General features: G+C 71.1%; 8 protein-coding genes. 4 read left to right on the top strand and 4 right to left on the bottom strand.

Going from position 1 to position 15,521, the window contains the following annotated elements:
• Window positions 1-220 precede the first annotated feature (220 nt).
• The gene (locus tag HB662_RS09640; protein WP_168049535.1) at window positions 221-2,182 is read left to right on the top strand and encodes an O-linked N-acetylglucosamine transferase, SPINDLY family protein; all 1,962 of its coding nucleotides are present in this window, start codon (window positions 221-223) and stop codon (window positions 2,180-2,182) included.
• Window positions 2,179-4,041, top strand: coding sequence for an O-linked N-acetylglucosamine transferase, SPINDLY family protein (locus HB662_RS09635; RefSeq protein WP_168049534.1), 1,863 nt, complete (start codon window positions 2,179-2,181; stop codon window positions 4,039-4,041). The genes HB662_RS09640 and HB662_RS09635 overlap by 4 nt, the downstream gene beginning before the upstream one ends.
• Here HB662_RS09635 and HB662_RS09630 read toward each other — a convergent pair.
• Window positions 4,031-4,630, bottom strand: coding sequence for a class I SAM-dependent methyltransferase (locus HB662_RS09630; RefSeq protein WP_168049533.1), 600 nt, complete (start codon window positions 4,628-4,630; stop codon window positions 4,031-4,033). The two genes, HB662_RS09635 and HB662_RS09630, sit on opposite strands and share 11 nt — an antisense overlap.
• A gap of 138 nt (window positions 4,631-4,768) precedes the next feature.
• Between HB662_RS09630 and HB662_RS09625 the strand changes: the two genes are divergently transcribed.
• Window positions 4,769-5,497 (top strand): class I SAM-dependent methyltransferase, encoded by a 729-nt coding sequence (locus HB662_RS09625; protein ID WP_168049532.1) that lies wholly within the window; start codon window positions 4,769-4,771, stop codon window positions 5,495-5,497.
• A 92-nt stretch (window positions 5,498-5,589) separates the two neighbouring features.
• Here the strand turns inward: HB662_RS09625 and HB662_RS09620 are convergent, their stop codons facing one another.
• From HB662_RS09620 to HB662_RS09610, 3 genes are read right to left on the bottom strand one after another with little or no spacing between them, the layout of a single operon-like run.
• Window positions 5,590-6,942 carry an HlyD family type I secretion periplasmic adaptor subunit gene (locus tag HB662_RS09620; protein ID WP_168049531.1) on the bottom strand — a complete coding sequence of 451 codons (1,353 nt, stop codon included), beginning with the start codon at window positions 6,940-6,942 and terminating at the stop codon, window positions 5,590-5,592.
• 5 nt (window positions 6,943-6,947) lie between these two features.
• Window positions 6,948-9,104, bottom strand: coding sequence for a peptidase domain-containing ABC transporter (locus HB662_RS09615; protein ID WP_209443210.1), 2,157 nt, complete (start codon window positions 9,102-9,104; stop codon window positions 6,948-6,950).
• Window positions 9,105-9,154: 50 nt separating this feature from the next.
• Window positions 9,155-10,147, bottom strand: coding sequence for a UDP-glucuronic acid decarboxylase family protein (locus tag HB662_RS09610; protein ID WP_168049530.1), 993 nt, complete (start codon window positions 10,145-10,147; stop codon window positions 9,155-9,157).
• 189 nt (window positions 10,148-10,336) lie between these two features.
• On the opposite strand from HB662_RS09610, the gene HB662_RS09605 reads away from it, so the two are divergent.
• Entirely contained in the window at window positions 10,337-15,472 is a 5,136-nt protein-coding gene (locus HB662_RS09605) for an alpha-2-macroglobulin family protein (protein WP_168049529.1), read from the top strand.
• The last annotated feature ends 49 nt before the right edge of the window (window positions 15,473-15,521 follow it).

Genomic DNA, 15,521 nt, shown 5'->3' with positions numbered 1-15,521 from the left:
CACTCCCTGCCGGGGAAAATCGGCCACGCCAGGGCCCAGCAAGCCCGGCAGAAACGGCGTGGTCGCAACGGGGTGGACATCTTGTCGTCCCGGCGTCGCGGGAAGGTAGGCGAGGAAGCCTTGACGGGTGATGAATCCACGCGTCGTGAAAGCGCTAACGCAATCTTCACCCGACCGCGTCAGGCTGCTGCGGCAGGTTGCAGCGCGCCAGGACGGAAGCATGCAGAATGAGAGTGTGGCCGAGCTGTTCGGCACGGCGCATCGGCTGACCCTGGCGGGCCAGGCGCCGCAGGCGGCCGCGTTGTACCGGGAATGGCTGGCGTGCAACCCGGCGGACCCGCTGGGCCATGCGGTCTACTTCAACTATGGCGTGCTGCTCTCGGGCCTCGATGACCTGGCTGGTGCGGCCATCGCCTTCGGCGAGGCAATCCGTCGCAACGCCACCTTCCTGCCGCCCTTCATCAACCTCGGCGTGGTGTATGAAAGGCTGGGCGCGACGGAGCCCGCGATCAGCCATTGGGCGCATGCCACGGCGAGCCTGGCCGCGCTGTCCGGCGACAGCCTGGCCTACAAGACCACCGCGCTGAAGCACATCGCCCGCGTGCTGGAGGGCGCCCAGCGCCATGCGCAGGCGGAGGAACATCTGCGCCAGATCATCGAACTCGCGCCGAGGCAGCGCGACGTGGTGCAGCACTGGATCAGCCTGCGCCAACGGCAATGCGCATGGCCGCTGCTGGAGCCAGTGGGCACGCTGGACCGCGCGGCGCTGCTGCGCGGCATGGCGCCGCTGAGCCTGATCACCCATACCGACGACCCGATACTGGCGCTCGCGCTTTCCGCCGCCTACAGCCGCGCCGAATTCGGCGTGCCGGCGAGTTTCCAGACGGAAGCGGATTTCGCGCAGCGGCCGGCGGCGCCGCGGCTGCGGGTGGGCTACCTGTCCTCGGACCTGCGCTCGCACGCCATCGGGCATCTGACGGCGGACATGTACCGGCTGCATGACCGCAGCCGCTACGAGGTCTTCGTCTATTACTGCGGCATCCCGCAGGAGGATGCGGTGAAGGCGCGCATCCGCGACAGCGTGGAACATTGGCTGGACATCACGCCGATGGACGACGATGCCGCGCTGGCGCGCATGCTGGCGGACGGCATCGACATATTGGTGGACATCAACGGCCATACCCGCGGCGCGCGCACCAGGCTGCTGTCGCGGCGGCCGGCGCCCGTCATCGTCAACTGGCTCGGCTATGCCGGCACCATGGGCACGCCGTACCATCACTACATCCTGGCCGACGAGGTCATCATCCCGCCAGGCAGCGAGATCTATTACTCCGAAGCCGTGCGACGGCTGCCCTGCTACCAGCCGAATGACCGCCACCGCGAGGTCGCAACGCCCCCCACCCGCGCCGCGCTGGGATTGCCGGAGGATGTCGTGGTGTTCTGCAGCTTCAACGGCACGCAGAAGATCACCCGCTTCGGCTTCGATCGCTGGATGCAGGTATTGCGCGGCGTGCCGGGCAGCGTGCTGTGGCTGCTGAAATCCAGCGATGCGGTGGATGTGAAGCTGCGCGAACGGGCCGCAGCGGCGGGCATCGACGCGACGCGGCTGATCTTCGCGCCGATGGCCGGCAATGCTGAGCATGTCGCGCGCTACGCAGCGGCCGACCTGTTCCTGGATACGGCGCCCTATGGCGCGCATACCACCGCATCCGACGCGCTGTGGATGGGCACGCCGGTGCTGACCATGCCCGGCCGCGGCTTCGCCAGCCGCGTCTGCGCCAGCCTGGTGCGCGCCGCCGGCCTGCCGGAGCTGGTCTGCGCCACGCCGGCGGACTACGTCGCCCAGGCCATCGCGCTGGGCCGGGACCCGGCGCGGCTGCGCGGCCTGCGGGCGGGGCTGCTGGCGGCGCGGCAGACCTCGCTGCTGTTCGACACCGGGAACTTCGTCCGGCACATCGAACAGGCCTTCGACGGCATGTGGCAGGATTTCCGCGAAGGCCGCCTGCCGCGGCCGGATCTCCGCAACCTCGACACCTATCTCGATCTCGGCGCTGCCGAGGATCATGAGGCGCAGGAGACCGGCACGCTGCCGGATTATGTGGCGCGCTGGCGCGACAGACTGGCGCGGCGCAACGCCTTCCAGCACCTGCCGGCGGATGGCCGCATGTGGAGCACGCCATGAATGCGCTGACGGCATCCGATACGCTGGATATCGGCTGGCTCGCGGGCCTTCTCGCCCGCGCCGAATGGCCGGCGCTGCTGCCGCCGGCGGAGGAGGCGCGGCGCCAGCGCGGGCTGCGCGCCATCCGCCTCGAGGGCCTGCTGCCGCTGCTGGAACAGGCAAGCCGGGAAGGGCGGCAATCCGTCGCGATCGGCGGCTACAAGGCCTGGCTCGCCGCCAACACCGCGCATCCGCAGGCGATGGCCGCCTGGTTCAATCTGGGCGTTGCCTTTGCGCAGACCGGTGAATTCAGCCAGGCCGCCACCTGCTACCGCAACGCGCTGGCGCTGAAGGCGGATTTCCACGAGGCGGCCATCAACCTCGGCCTGGCGCTGGAATCGGCAGGGCAGACGGATGCTGCGCTGGCCACCTGGCAGCAGGCGCTGCAACCGGAAGCCACGCGGCGCCAATTGCTGAACCAGCGCGGCCGCGTTCTGGAACAGGTGGGACGCTTCGCCGAGGCCGAGCGGGCGCTGCGCGAGAGCCTGATCAGCGAAGCCGACCAGCCCGACGTGCTGCAGCACTGGTCGCATCTGCGCCAAAAACTGTGCCTGTGGCCGGTGCATGCCGGCGACACTCCCGGGCTGACGATGGAACAGGCGGCGCTGCATGCCGGGCCGCTCGGCGCGCTGGCACTGTTCGACGATATCGACCTGCAACGCCGCATCGTCGCCACCTGGCTGGATCGCAAGGTGCCAGCCGCGCCGCAGCGTCTGGCGCCGCGGCATGGCTATGCGCATGACCGGATCCGCATCGGCTACGTCTCCTCCGATTTCTGCCGGCATGCGATGAGCTTCCTGATCGCGGAGGTACTGGAACGCCACGATCGCGGGCGATTCGAGATCTTCGGCTACTGTTCATCGCCCGAGGATGGCAGCGACATCCGCGCCCGCGTCGTCGCGGCGCTGGATCATCATGTCCGCATCGCGGGAATGGACGACGAGGCGGCCGCGCGGCGCATCCGCGCGGACGAGATCGACATCCTGATCGACCTGAACGGCCTGACGCGCGGCGCCAGGCTGGGCGCGCTGCGTTGGAAGCCGGCGCCGGTGCAGGGCACCTATCTCGGCTATATCGGCAGCGTGCCACTGCCGGAGCTGGATTTCCTGTTGTGCGATGCCATCGCGGTGCCGCCGGATGTGGCGCATCTCTACGCGCCGAAGCCGCTGGCGATCGAGGGCCTGTACCAGGCGAATGACAGCCGCATGCCGGAATTGCCGGTGCTGACCCGCGCCGGCGAAGGGCTGCCGGAAGACGCCTTCGTGCTGTGCTGCTTCGCCAATTTCTACAAGATCACGGCGGAGATGTTCAGCGACTGGATGCGCATCCTGCACGCCGTGCCGCGCGCCGTGCTGTGGCTGGCGGAAGATGGCCACGGTGCCAGCGCCAATCTGCGCGCCCGCGCGGCGGCGGCGGGCATCGGCCCGGAGCGCCTGGTGTTCGGCCCGCGCGTGGAACCGGCGCGCTACCTGGCGCGGATGCGGCTGGCAGATCTGTTCCTGGATACCACGCCCTATAATTCCGGCACGGTGGCCAGCGACGCGCTGCGCATGGGCCTGCCGCTGCTGACCCTGGCGGGCAAGGCCTTCGCCGCGCGCATGGCGTGCAGCCTGCTGACCGCAATCGGCCTGACCGATGGCATCACGGGAACGCGGGAGGATTATGTCGCCCGCGCCATCGCCCTCGCCACCGATCCCGCCCGCCACGAGGCGGCGCGGCATGTGCTGGCGGGTGATGCCTGGGCGCGCACGCTGGGCGACTGCGCCGGCTTCACGCGCCGCCTGGAAGCGGCGCTGGAGACGGTACGGCTTACAGCGTGACGCCGCCCATATAGGCTGTGGCCCACAGCGCGAAACTGTCATCGCGCACCACGCGGACGATGGGGAAGCCGGCGGTCAGCAGCGCCGATTCCAGTGACCGCGCGGTGAAGCCGCCGCGATGGCCCATGAAGACATTGCCCTGCGCCAGCGACCCGCCATGACCGTACAGCATGTCGAGCGGCGTGATCGGTCCCATCGGGGACAGGTAGGCCGCCTCCATCAGCCGGTCCTCCGCCACCAGCTTCGCGATCTGCTGCAGATCCGGCATGGTCATCAGCGCGAAGCCGCCCGGCTTCAGCACGCGGCGGAACTCGGCCAGCGCAAGCGGCACCTCATGCGGGAACAGATGCTCCAGATTGTGGGACGACCACACGGCATCGACGGAGGCATCGGCCACGGCCTCCATATCCGTGATCGAGGCAAGCACGTCGGGCGCCACATCCGGGTCGATGTCCAGCCTGATCTCCCGCCATTCGCCGGCCGGGAAGAAATGCGCCGGCAACTTGTCCGGTGCCGCGGCGCCACAGCCGACATGCAGCACGAGGCGGCTGGAAAGGGCGCCGGGGCGGGAGGAGGGCAGGGTTTCCATGGTCTCGGATTTTCCGGGCGGGTTCCCGGGCAGTCTGGCGGCAAAGGATTACCCAATGCTGGAGGCGCGCGCATTCACGCTCGATTCAGCCAAAGCGGCTCAGATATGGCGCAGCCCCGCATGCGGAGAAAATCCCCGATGACCCATCTCAGCGAAATCCTCATCGAGCCGGAGGCCCGGCTGGTCGCGCCGCTGCGCCTCGCGCTGTCGGAGGCGCTGGCAGCGCCGATCGACCGGGCGCAGGGCTTCTACACGATCGACGGCATGTCCGGCGCGCGCTACCGCCATTTCATCAACGGCCTGCTCCGCAAGCTGGGCCGTACCGGCTATCTGGAAGTGGGAAGCTGGATGGGATCGACGCTGTGCAGCGCCATCCATGGCAACGCCGTGCGTGCGGTCGCGATCGACAATTGGAGCCAGTTCGGCGGCCCGCGCGACGCCTTCCTCGGCAACCTCGCGCAGTTCCGCACGGAGGCGGCGGCGGTGGAGGTGATCGAGGCGGATTTCCGCGCCGTGCCCTTCGCCGATCTGGCGGCCCGTCACACGCCCTTCGAGGTCTATCTGTTCGACGGTCCGCATGAGGAACAGGATCAGCATGACGGGCTGATCGCCGCCCTGCCGGCGCTGACGGAGGAGTTCGTCTTCATCTGCGACGATTGGAACTGGTGGCCGGTGCGCGCCGGCACGCATCGCGCCATCGTGCAGGGCGGGCTGCAGATGCTGTACGGCGCGGAGATCCGCACCACGCTGGACAACACGCATCCGGAGATCGCGTTCAAGGACAGCGATTGGCACAATGGCTACTTCATCGGCGTGCTGCGCAAGCCGCGCAGGGCCGTGCAGCTTTCGCTGTCTCTCGCAGCCTGATACCAAATCCCGGCGATCGTGACCGATCGCCGCCTTCGGCCGCTCGCCCGCCTTCGGCGGGCGCAGGTTCCGATAAGTGGGATCTGGTATGATCAAGGCTCCCGCAGGCTTTCCCGCATCCCGCGGATCAACGGTGTGAGGAAGTAGCCCAGCACGCTGCGGTCGCCGATCTTGATTTCGGCTGCCAGCGTCATGCCCGGGATCAGCGCCAGCCCGGGCTCCAGCCGCAGCACGGCGCCGGGCGCGATCTCCACCTGGCCGCGATGCACGGTGGGCCCGCCCGGTAGCGGCTCGCCGCCGCCGGGCTGGTTGGCGCCGAAGCTGTCGCGGCTGATGGCGCGCAGCGTGCCGAGCAGCGGGCCGTGGCGCTGGAACGGGAAGGCATCCACCTTCAGCACCACCGGATCGCCCACGCGCAGATGGCCGATATCGGCTGAACGCAGCGTGATCTCTGCGATCAGCGGCGCATCGGCCGGCACCAGCACCACCAGCGGCTCCGCCTCCCGCAGCACGGAGCCGGCGGAACGGCGCGCCACCTCCAGCACCACGCCATCCGCCGGCGCCAGCAGCGTGGTCAGCGCCTGCATGCGCGTGGCCTTGGCGAGCGATTCCTCCACTCGCACCAGCTCGCCCCGCAGCCGCACCGCATCTTCCAGCAGCAGCCGTGTCCATTCATCGCGAAAGCCTTCGCGTTCGGCACGCCGCGCGGCCAGGCTGTGGCCGAGTTCCTGTTCGCGGCTGCGCGCCGCCTCCTCCGCCTGCTCCGCCTCCATCCGCTGCACGCGGGCGGCGAGCAGGTTGAGGCGGGAGCCGATCTGACCCTCCATCAGCCGCAGGCGCATCGCCTCCACGTCCCGGGCGATGGCGGCGCGCTCGGCCAGCGAAGCCTGCTGCATGCGCGTGGCGCGCAGCCCTTCCTCCAGCGCCTGGATGTCCTGGTCCAGCGCATTCGTCCGGGCGGCGCGCAGCGCCTGGCGCTGGGCGTGCAGCACGGCCTGCAGGGCGCTGTCCGGGTTCTCGCCGCGCGCCGGTTCCGCGCCGGCCAGCTCGGCCTCCACGCGGCCGAGCTGCGCACGCAGCGACCGGGCCTGGGCCGCCAGCGCCTGCTGGTCGGCTTCGGCGAAGGTGGCGTCCATCCGCGCCAGCACGTCGCCGCGCCGCACCGCCTGGCCGGGCCGCACCAGCACTTCCCGCAGCACCGCACGTTCCATCGGTTGCAGCACCAGCGGCGGCGCATCAGGCACCAGGCGGCCGCTGCCGGTCACCACCACGTCGATGCGCGCCAGCGCCGCGCCGGCCAGCAGCGCGAGGGCCAGCAGCGCCAGCCACCAATGTGCGCCGCCCAGGAAAGGCGAGGGCGGCTCGGCGATCAGCGCCTCCAGATCGTCCTGGAACGCCACCGCCTCCGCCGCCAGGCGCCGCGGCGGGGGTCTGCTGCGGCGCAAGCGCATCACCGCAGGTGCTGCGTCTGCTGTTGCCATAGGTGCCGGTAGATCTCGCAGCGCTCCAGCAGCACGCCATGCGGCGCGCAATCCAGCAGCCTGCCCTGTTCGAGGACGAGAATTGCATCCGACGTCACCAGCGATGACAGGCGGTGCGAGACGATGACCATGGTGCGGCCGCGCGCGATCTCCGCCAAATTGCGCTGGATGATCGCTTCGCTGTCCGGGTCCAGCGCGCTGGTTGCCTCATCGAAGATCAACAGGCGCGGGCGGGTCAGCAGCGCGCGCGCGATGGCGATGCGCTGGCGCTGGCCGCCGGAGAAGTTGCTGGCGCCTTCCTCCACCATCGTGTCGTAGGACAATGGCAGGCGGTCGATGAATTCCTGCGCGCCGGCGAGCCGCGCGACCTCGATGATCTCATCAAGGCCCGCATCGGGGCGGGTGGCCGCGATGTTGTCGCGGATGGTGCCGCGGAATAGCAGGTTGTCCTGCAGCACCACGCCGATGCCGCGGCGCAGGTGGTTCAGCTCGATATGGCGGATATCCACGCCATCCAGGTGGATCAGCCCGGATTGCGGTGCGTGGATCGCCTGGATCAGCCGCGTGATGGTGGTCTTGCCGGAACCGGATCGGCCGACCACGCCGATCACCTGGCCGGGTTGCACGGCAAAGGAAACCCGGTCCAGAGCCGGCACGGCCGCGCCGGGGTACCGAAAGGTCACATCCTCGAAGGCGAGGCGGCCGGTAATGGTGGGGCGGGCGCTGCGGGTGGCGGCGCCGCGTTCGGGCGGCGTGTTCATCACCGTGCCCAGCATGCGCACGGACAGCGCCGCTTCCTGGTATTCGTTGATCAGCGCGACGATCTGCACGAGCGGGCCGGAGACGCGGCCGGACAGCATGGTGAAGGCGACCAGCGCGCCCATGGTCAGCGCGCCGTCGAAGACCAGCGTGGCGCCGGTGGCCAGCACGGCGATCTGCATCAGCTTCTCCAGCGCACCCGTCGCCACGCTGCCGAGTGCGCCGATGCGGCCGACGCTGGCATGCTGGCGCACCGCGGCGGCCAGCTTGCGGTCCCAGGCCTGCTGCCGCGCCGGCTCCAGCACCAGTGACTTCACCGCGCGCATATTGTGCAGGGTTTCCACCAGATGCGCCTGTCGCGCGCCTTCCGTCGCATACAGCCGGTTCAGCCGGGCGCGGAAGGTCGGCACCATGCCGCCGATGACCAGCGCGATGGCCAGCGAGAAGCCGAGAACCACCAGTGTCAGCACGCCGGAATACAGCGCCAGGAACACCAGCAGCACGGGCAGCAGCGCCGCATCCAGCAGGGTCTGGAACAGCCGACCGGTCAGGAAGTGGCGGAGCTTTTCCGTCTGCTGCATGTGCCGCACCACCACGCCGGCGGCATGGGTCTCGAAGAAGGACAGTGGCAGCGACAGCAGATGCCCGAAGGTGCGCGCGCCAAGCCGGGCATCGATCTTGTTGCTGGCCAGCAGCATCAATTGCTGGCGGATATAGCCGAAGATGGCATCGAAGGCCGTCAGCAGCACGAAGGCCCCCACCACGACATACAGCGTGTTCCAGGCTTGGTGGGTGATGACCTTGTCGATCAGTACCTGGAACAGCAGCGGGATGGTAAAGCCGATGAGGTTCGCCACCAGCGCCGCGATGGCAACGCCGGCGAACAGGCGGCGATGGCGGATGATCTCGGGCAGGAACCAGCGCAGGCCGAAGGGCTGTTCCTCATCATCCAGCGCATGCACGCGCTTGACCAGCACCAGTGTTCCCGACCATTCGGCGAGGAACGCGGCGCGCGTCAGAAGCTGCACGCCATCCGCTTCCCGCGTCGGGTCGAGCACCGCGGCCACGGGTTCGCCATCCGCGCCGTCCAGCGTGTGGATCAGGATGATCCAGCTGCCGTCATTGCGGACGACCATGGCCGGGTAGGCGGTGCCGAGCCCGGCCGCCTTTTCCCACCCCGCGCGCCGCAGCGCCTGGCCCTTCAGCCCCGCGGCATGCAGCGTCCGCAGCACCGCCGGTACCATGTCGCCATGTCCCGGCTGCGGCAGCTCATCCGGCGCAAGCTGCAGGCCGTGATGCATGGCCACCAGGAACACGCAGCGCAGCGCCGTGAGCTCCGGTGCCAACCTTCTGTCGGCCATCGTCATGCGCGCAGCCTATCGCGGCCGGTATGGACGCCTGGTAAATCGGCGCGCGATCAGCGCCCCGCCACCACGCGCAGCAGCGCCGGTTCCGGCACGCGCAGGCCCAGCGTCTCGGCGAAATACGCGATGGTGCGGCGCAGCCCGGCTTCCAGCGGCACCTCCGGCTGCCAACCGAGCAGGCTGCGCGCCAGGGTGATGTCCGGGCAGCGCTGCATCGGGTCATCCTGCGGCAACGGGCGCAGCACGTAGCCGGCGCGGGATGCGGTCTGCCGCGTCACCTCCTCCGCCAATTCGCGGATGGTGAATTCGGTGGGGTTGCCGAGATTGACCGGGCCGGTGATGCCATCCGGCGCACGCATCAGGCGGATGATGCCGTCGATCAGATCGTCCACATAGCAGAAGGACCGGGTCTGCCTGCCATCGCCATACAGCGTGATGGCCTCGCCCTGCAGCGCCTGGACGATGAAGTTGGACACCACGCGCCCGTCATTCGGATGCATGCGGGGGCCATAGGTGTTGAAGATGCGGGCGACGCGGATATCGACGCCGTCCTGGCGGTGGTAGTCGAAGAACAGCGTCTCCGCGCAGCGCTTGCCCTCGTCGTAGCAGGCGCGGATGCCGATGGGGTTGACGTTGCCGCGGTAGTTTTCCGTTTGTGGATGCACCGCAGGGTCGCCGTACACTTCCGAGGTGGAAGCCTGGAAGATCCGCGCGCCCAGCCGCTTCGCCAGCTCCAGCAGGTTGATGGCGCCATGCACCGAGGTTCGCACCGTCTGCACCGGATTATGCTGGTAATGCACCGGGGAGGCGGGGCAGGCGAGGTTGTAGATCTCGTCCACCTCCAGCTGGATCGGCTGCGTCACGTCGTGGCGGATCACCTCGAAATGCGGATGCGGCAGCAGGTGGCGGATATTGTCGCGCGATCCCGTGAAGAAATTGTCGAGGCAGATTACCTCCTCGCCCTCCGCCAGCAGCCGCTCGCACAGATGGGAGCCGAGGAAGCCGGCGCCGCCGGTGATCAGGACGCGTTTGCGCGCGCGCTTCATGCTGCGGGTCCTTGCTGCCGGCCCGCCTCATGCGGTGCCCCGGGTCAGGCTGCCCCGGTACGGCTTGCGAAAGGGTGAATGGCGCGGCGAAACGACGCGCAACGGAATCTGGGCATGCGCCGTCCGTGACGGCTGCACGAAGCGCAAGCGCCGTGCCATGCTGCGGAAAACGCCGCGCAGGAGCCCGCCATGTCGCCCCGCTTGTTGCTGCCCTTGTTGCTGCTGCTCGGCTGGCTGCTGCCGCTTTCCGCCCAGGCCTTCGACCCCCCTGGGCTCTCCGACGATGCGGGCCAGTACGAAGGCGCACTGACCCGCCGCTTCCCCGCCGGCGGCACGCCGCAGCAGCGCGCCCAGGCGGAAGCCCGGGCCCGCGCGGCGGAAGCCCGCAAGGATTGGGCCGCGGCCGTCGCGGCGTGGGAGGAAAGGGTCGGCGCCGGCGATGCCTCCGGCGACACCTGGCTCGCGCTGTCCCGCGCCCAGCTCTCCCGCACCCCGCCGGAGGCGCGGCGGGCGCTGCAGGCGGCATGGCGTGCCTACATGATGGTGCCAGGCGGCGCGCCGGAGATCCCCTCGCTGCTCGCGATGGCGGAGGCGCTGCGCCGGATGGACCAGCCGGTCTGGCAGATCGAGGCGCTGGAGGCGGTGGTCGAGCGTGCGCCGGAGGATGCGCGGCACCGGGAGGCGCTGGCCAGCGCCCGCCGCACCGCCGGCCTGCTGGTGCGCCGCATCACGACGGAACCGGATGCCGAACCGGCCCGCGCCTGCCTCGCCTTCACCTCCGCCCCCGCCCGCCGCGCGGATTGGCAGCCGGCCGACTGGCTGCGCGCCGAACCCGGCTTGCCGGCGATGGCGGTGACGCGGGAAGGCGACGTACTCTGCGTCGCCGGCCTGCCCTGGGGCGAGACCACGCGGCTGGTGGTGCGCGCCGGCCTGCCGGGGGAAGACGGGCTGCGCGTGCAGCGTGACCTGACCTACCGCATCGCCATGCCGAACCGTCCGGCCCGCATCGCCTTCGACAACCGCGCCTTCCTGCTGCCCCGGGCTCCACAGGCAGCGGGCCAGGACCCCCGCGTGACGGTCGCGACCGTGAACGTCGCCGCCCTGCGCCTCAAGCTGGTGCGGGTGACGGAGCGGAACCTGGTACCGCTGATGCGCGACTGGCGGCCGGGCACCACGATGGACGACTGGATGGCGGAGAACCTCTCCGAGGATCTCGGCCGCGTGGTGTGGGAAGGCCGCGCCGAGCTGCCGGCCGCGGAGCCCAACCGCATGGCGCGCAACGCCCTGCCACTGCCCGAGGCGCTGCGGACCGCCGGCCCCGGCATGTATGTGCTGGTGGCATTGCCCGGCGACGGCACGCAGCGCGGCAGCAGCGCTTCGCTCGCCGTAATGGCGACGGATCTCGGCATCACCGCCTGGCGTGGGCCGCAGGGCCTGGCCGTGCAGGTGCGCGGCTTTTCCGATGCCGTGCCGCGCGGCGCGGTGCGGACGGTGCTGCTGGCCCGCAACAACGATATCCTGGCGGAAGCGATGACCGGGCCGGATGGCCTGGCGCGGTTCAACGCGGCGGTGCTGCGCGGTGCCGGGCAATTGGCGCCGGTGGCGGTGCAGGCCTTCTCCGGCGAGGATTTCGCCACGCTCAACCTGGAAAGCGCCGCCTTCGACCTGACCGATCGCGGCGCCGAGGGGCGGCCGCATCCGGGGCCGCTCGATGCCTTCCTCTGGCTCGACCGCGGCATCTACCGCCCGGGCGAGGTGGTGCAGGTGGGCGCGCTGCTGCGCGATGGCGGCGGGCAGCCGGTGGACCTGCCGGTGCGGCTGCGGGTGAAGCGCCCGAACGGCCAGGTGTTCTTCGAGACGGTGCCGGACCGCGTGCAGGGCGCCGCCTTCGTCGCGCCCGTGCCCCTTTCGGCCAGCGCCCCGGCCGGCGCCTGGACGGTGGAGGTGCTGGCGGACCCCAACGCGCCGCCGATCGGCACCACCAGCTTCCGCGTCGATGCCTTCGTGCCGGAACGGCTGGAGGTGAATGCTGGCCCCGCCCCCGGCACGCTGGTGCCGGGGCAGGAGATGGAAATTCCCGTCGCCGCCCGCTTCCTGTACGGCGCGCCGGGCGCCGGCCTGACCGGCACGGCGGAACTGCGCCTGTCCGTGGACCCGGAGCCCTTCGAGGCCTGGCGCGGCTGGCGCTTCGGCCTGATGGACGAAAGCTTCACACCCGACCTGCAGGTCTTCGACGTGCCGGAGACGGATGCGGAGGGCAAGGCGACCCTGTCGCTGCTGCTGCCCCAGGCGCCTGACACCACGCGGCCGCTGCGCGCCGATGTGTCGGTGCTGATGTCCGAACCCGGTGGCCGGACCAGCGGAACGCGCCTGTCCCTGCCGGTGCGCGCCCGCGGCACGCTGCTCGCCATCCGCCCGGCCTTCGAGGGCGGCGCGGTGAATGACGGGGCGGAGGCCGCCTTCGACATCGCCGCCGTGAACCCGGCGGGCGAGGCCACCGCCGGCACGCTGCGCGTGCGGCTGGTGCGCGAAAGGCCCGATTGGCGGATCGTGATGCGCGAACGCCTGGCCCGCTACGAGACGGTGTGGCGCGACGAGCCGGTGGATTCCGCCGAGGTCCAGGTCGCCCCCGGCCGCCCCGCCCGCTTCGCCCGCACCCTGTCCTTCGGCCGCTACCGGCTGGAGGTGACGGAGCCGAACGGCCTCGGCATCGCCAGCTACCGCTTCCGCGCCGGCTGGGCGCAGGCGGAGGCGGCGGAGGTGCCGGACCGCGTGGATGTCGCCGCCGACCGCCGCGCCTATGGCGCCGGCGACACCGCCCGGCTGCGCATCACCCCGCCCTTCGCCGGGCGCGCCAGCATCGCCGTGCTGACGGATCGCGTGGTCTCGCTGCGGGAGATCGAGGTGCCGGAAGCCGGTGCCGAAATCGAGGTGCCGGTTGACGCCGCCTGGGGCCCCGGTGCGCATGTCGCCGTCACCGTCTTCCGGCCCGGTGCCGGTGGGGGCGCCGGTGCGGGCCGGCCGGGTCGCGCGCTGGGGCTCGCCTGGCTCGGGCTGGACCCGGCGGCGCGGCGGCTGGAGGTGGCGATCGACACGCCGCCGCTGGCCCGGCCGCGCACGCGCATCGAGGTGCCGATCCGCCTCCCCGGCGCCGGTGCCTCCGCGATGGTGACGCTGGCGGCGGTGGATGAGGGCATTCTCCGAATTACCAACTTTTCGAGTCCTGATCCGGTGGGCCATTTCCTGGCCCGGCGGCGCCTCGGCCTCGATATCCGGGACGATTACGGCCGCCTGATCGCCCCGGCGGAGGGCGAGGCCGCGGTGCTGCGCCAGGGTGGCGACGGCATGGATGCCAGCGCGCTGCTGCAGGTGCCGCAGCGCGTGGTGGCGCTGTTCCAGGGGCCGGTGGCAGTGGCCGCCGATGGCACCGCGACCATCCCGCTCGACCTGCCGGATTTCGCCGGCGAGGTGCGACTGATGGTGGTGGCCTGGGACGGCGCCCGCATCGGCAGCGCGGCCCGGCCGATGACCATCCGCGAACAGGCGGTGGCGGAGGCCCTGCTGCCGCGCTTCCTGGCGCCGGGCGATGAAGTCCGGCTGCCCGTGCTGCTGCACAATGTCGAACTGCCGCCCGGCGACTTCCGCGCCACGCTGACCGCCACCGGGGCGATCGCGCTGGCCGGGCCGGCGACACTGGACGCCAAGCTCGCCGCTGGCGCCCGCGCCGTGCCGGCCACCAGCCTGCGCGGCGTATCGGTCGGGCAGGGCACGCTGCGCCTGGCCGTCACCGGCCCCGGCGGCTTCAGGACGGAGCGGGAGGCGGAGATCACCGTCCGCTCCTCCCGCCCCGCGGTCAGCGAGGTCGCCATCAGCACCCTGGCGCCGGGCGCCACCGCGCCCGTGGCGTTGCCATCCTCCCGTTTCCTGGCTGGCACCTGGCGCGCCACGGCAAGCTGGGGCGCGCCGGTGCGCTACGATCCGCAGGCGCTGCTGGCGGGGCTCAAGCGTTTCCCGCTGGATTGCGTCGAGCAGGCCGGATCCCGCCTGCTGGCGCTGTCCTACGCCCCGGCCAACCCGGATACGGCGCAGGAGGATGCGGCGCTGCTCGGCCGGGCGATTTCCTCGGTGCTCGACCGGCAGACCTATTCCGGGCGCTTCGGCTACTGGAGCGCCGAGGGCAGCGTGCATGACTGGGCCAGCCTGTATGCGACGGAGGCCCTGCTGCGCGCCCGCGCCAATGGCGCCCCGGTGCCGGAGGCGGCGCTGAACGCGGCGCTGCAATCGGTGGAGGATGACCTGGAAGGCAGCGGCAACTCGCCGGAATACCTGGCCGTCCAGGCGTACCGCGTGCACGTGCTGGCGCTGGCCGGCCGCAACCGGCTGGGTGCGGCGCGGCGGCTGGCGGAGCAGCTCGACCAGTTGCCGACGCCGCTCGCCAAGGCGCAGCTCGCCAGCGCCTTCGCCCGTGCGGGCGACCGGGACCGCGCGGCGGCGATCTTCGCGGCCAGCCTGGAAGCCCCGGCGCGGCAGGTCTGGCACGCCGATTTCGGCAGCGCGGCGCGGGATGCGCTGGCCACCGCCCTGCTGCTACGCGAATCCGGCGTGGCCCAGGACCGGCTGCCGGCGCTGCTCGCGCGCCTGCCGGGGGCGGAATTCACGCCCGCCGTCAGCAACACCCAGGAACAGGCCTGGGCCGTCGCCGCGGCCTTCGTGCTGGGCCGCGACGGTCGGCCCGCGCGGATCACGCTGGATGGGCGGGACCTGCCGGTGGCGGGCGTGGTGACGGCGCCGCTGACGGCGGCCGGGGAGGCGCGCAACCGTGGCGATGCGCCGGTGGTGCAGGCGGTGTCGATCGCCGGCGTGCCGACCTCCCCCCTGCCGGCGGCCAGCCAGGGCATGCGGGTGGCGCGGCGCTTCTTCGCGCTGGATGGCCAGCCGCTGAACCTGGATGCGCTGCGCGCCGGCACCGGCTTCGTGCTGCTGATGGAGGCGCGGGCCACCGACAATGAGCGCCACCTGGCCATGGTGATCCAGGGCCTGCCGGCGGGGTGGGAGATTGCCGGGCGGCTCGGCCCGGGCGAGGTGCAGGGCATGCCGTGGCTCGGCACGCTGACCGACCCGGATGCCCAGCCGGCGCGGGATGACCGCTACGCCGCTGCGCTGGAACTGACCGCCGAAAGCCCGCTGGCCCGCTTCGCCGTGCGGGTGCGGGCGGTGACTGCCGGCAGCTTCGAGCTGCCGGGGATGGAGGCGCAGGACATGTACCGGCCGGGCATCTTCGCGCGGCAGAACGCGGCGCGCATCACGGTGCTGCCGGGCGAGTGATGGGGGCGGGCGGAAAAAGCCCTCTCCACCCGAAGGGAGGGGGTCGCGG

Origin of the sequence: Falsiroseomonas frigidaquae (genome assembly GCF_012163145.1) — a bacterium.
GTDB lineage: Bacteria > Pseudomonadota > Alphaproteobacteria > Acetobacterales > Acetobacteraceae > Falsiroseomonas > Falsiroseomonas frigidaquae.
The sequence above is the reverse complement of the archived record's forward strand: the minus strand, read 5'-3'. Positions and strand labels throughout refer to the sequence as shown.

Coding starts and splice junctions, on each gene's coding strand:
- HB662_RS09640 (WP_168049535.1), top strand. CDS start 221: ATGCAGAATGAGAGTGTGGCCGAGCTGTTCGGCACGGCGCATCGGCTG.
- HB662_RS09635 (WP_168049534.1), top strand. CDS start 2,179: ATGAATGCGCTGACGGCATCCGATACGCTGGATATCGGCTGGCTCGCG.
- HB662_RS09630 (WP_168049533.1), bottom strand. CDS start 4,630: ATGGAAACCCTGCCCTCCTCCCGCCCCGGCGCCCTTTCCAGCCGCCTC.
- HB662_RS09625 (WP_168049532.1), top strand. CDS start 4,769: ATGACCCATCTCAGCGAAATCCTCATCGAGCCGGAGGCCCGGCTGGTC.
- HB662_RS09615 (WP_209443210.1), bottom strand. CDS start 9,104: ATGACGATGGCCGACAGAAGGTTGGCACCGGAGCTCACGGCGCTGCGC.
- HB662_RS09610 (WP_168049530.1), bottom strand. CDS start 10,147: ATGAAGCGCGCGCGCAAACGCGTCCTGATCACCGGCGGCGCCGGCTTC.
- HB662_RS09605 (WP_168049529.1), top strand. CDS start 10,337: ATGTCGCCCCGCTTGTTGCTGCCCTTGTTGCTGCTGCTCGGCTGGCTG.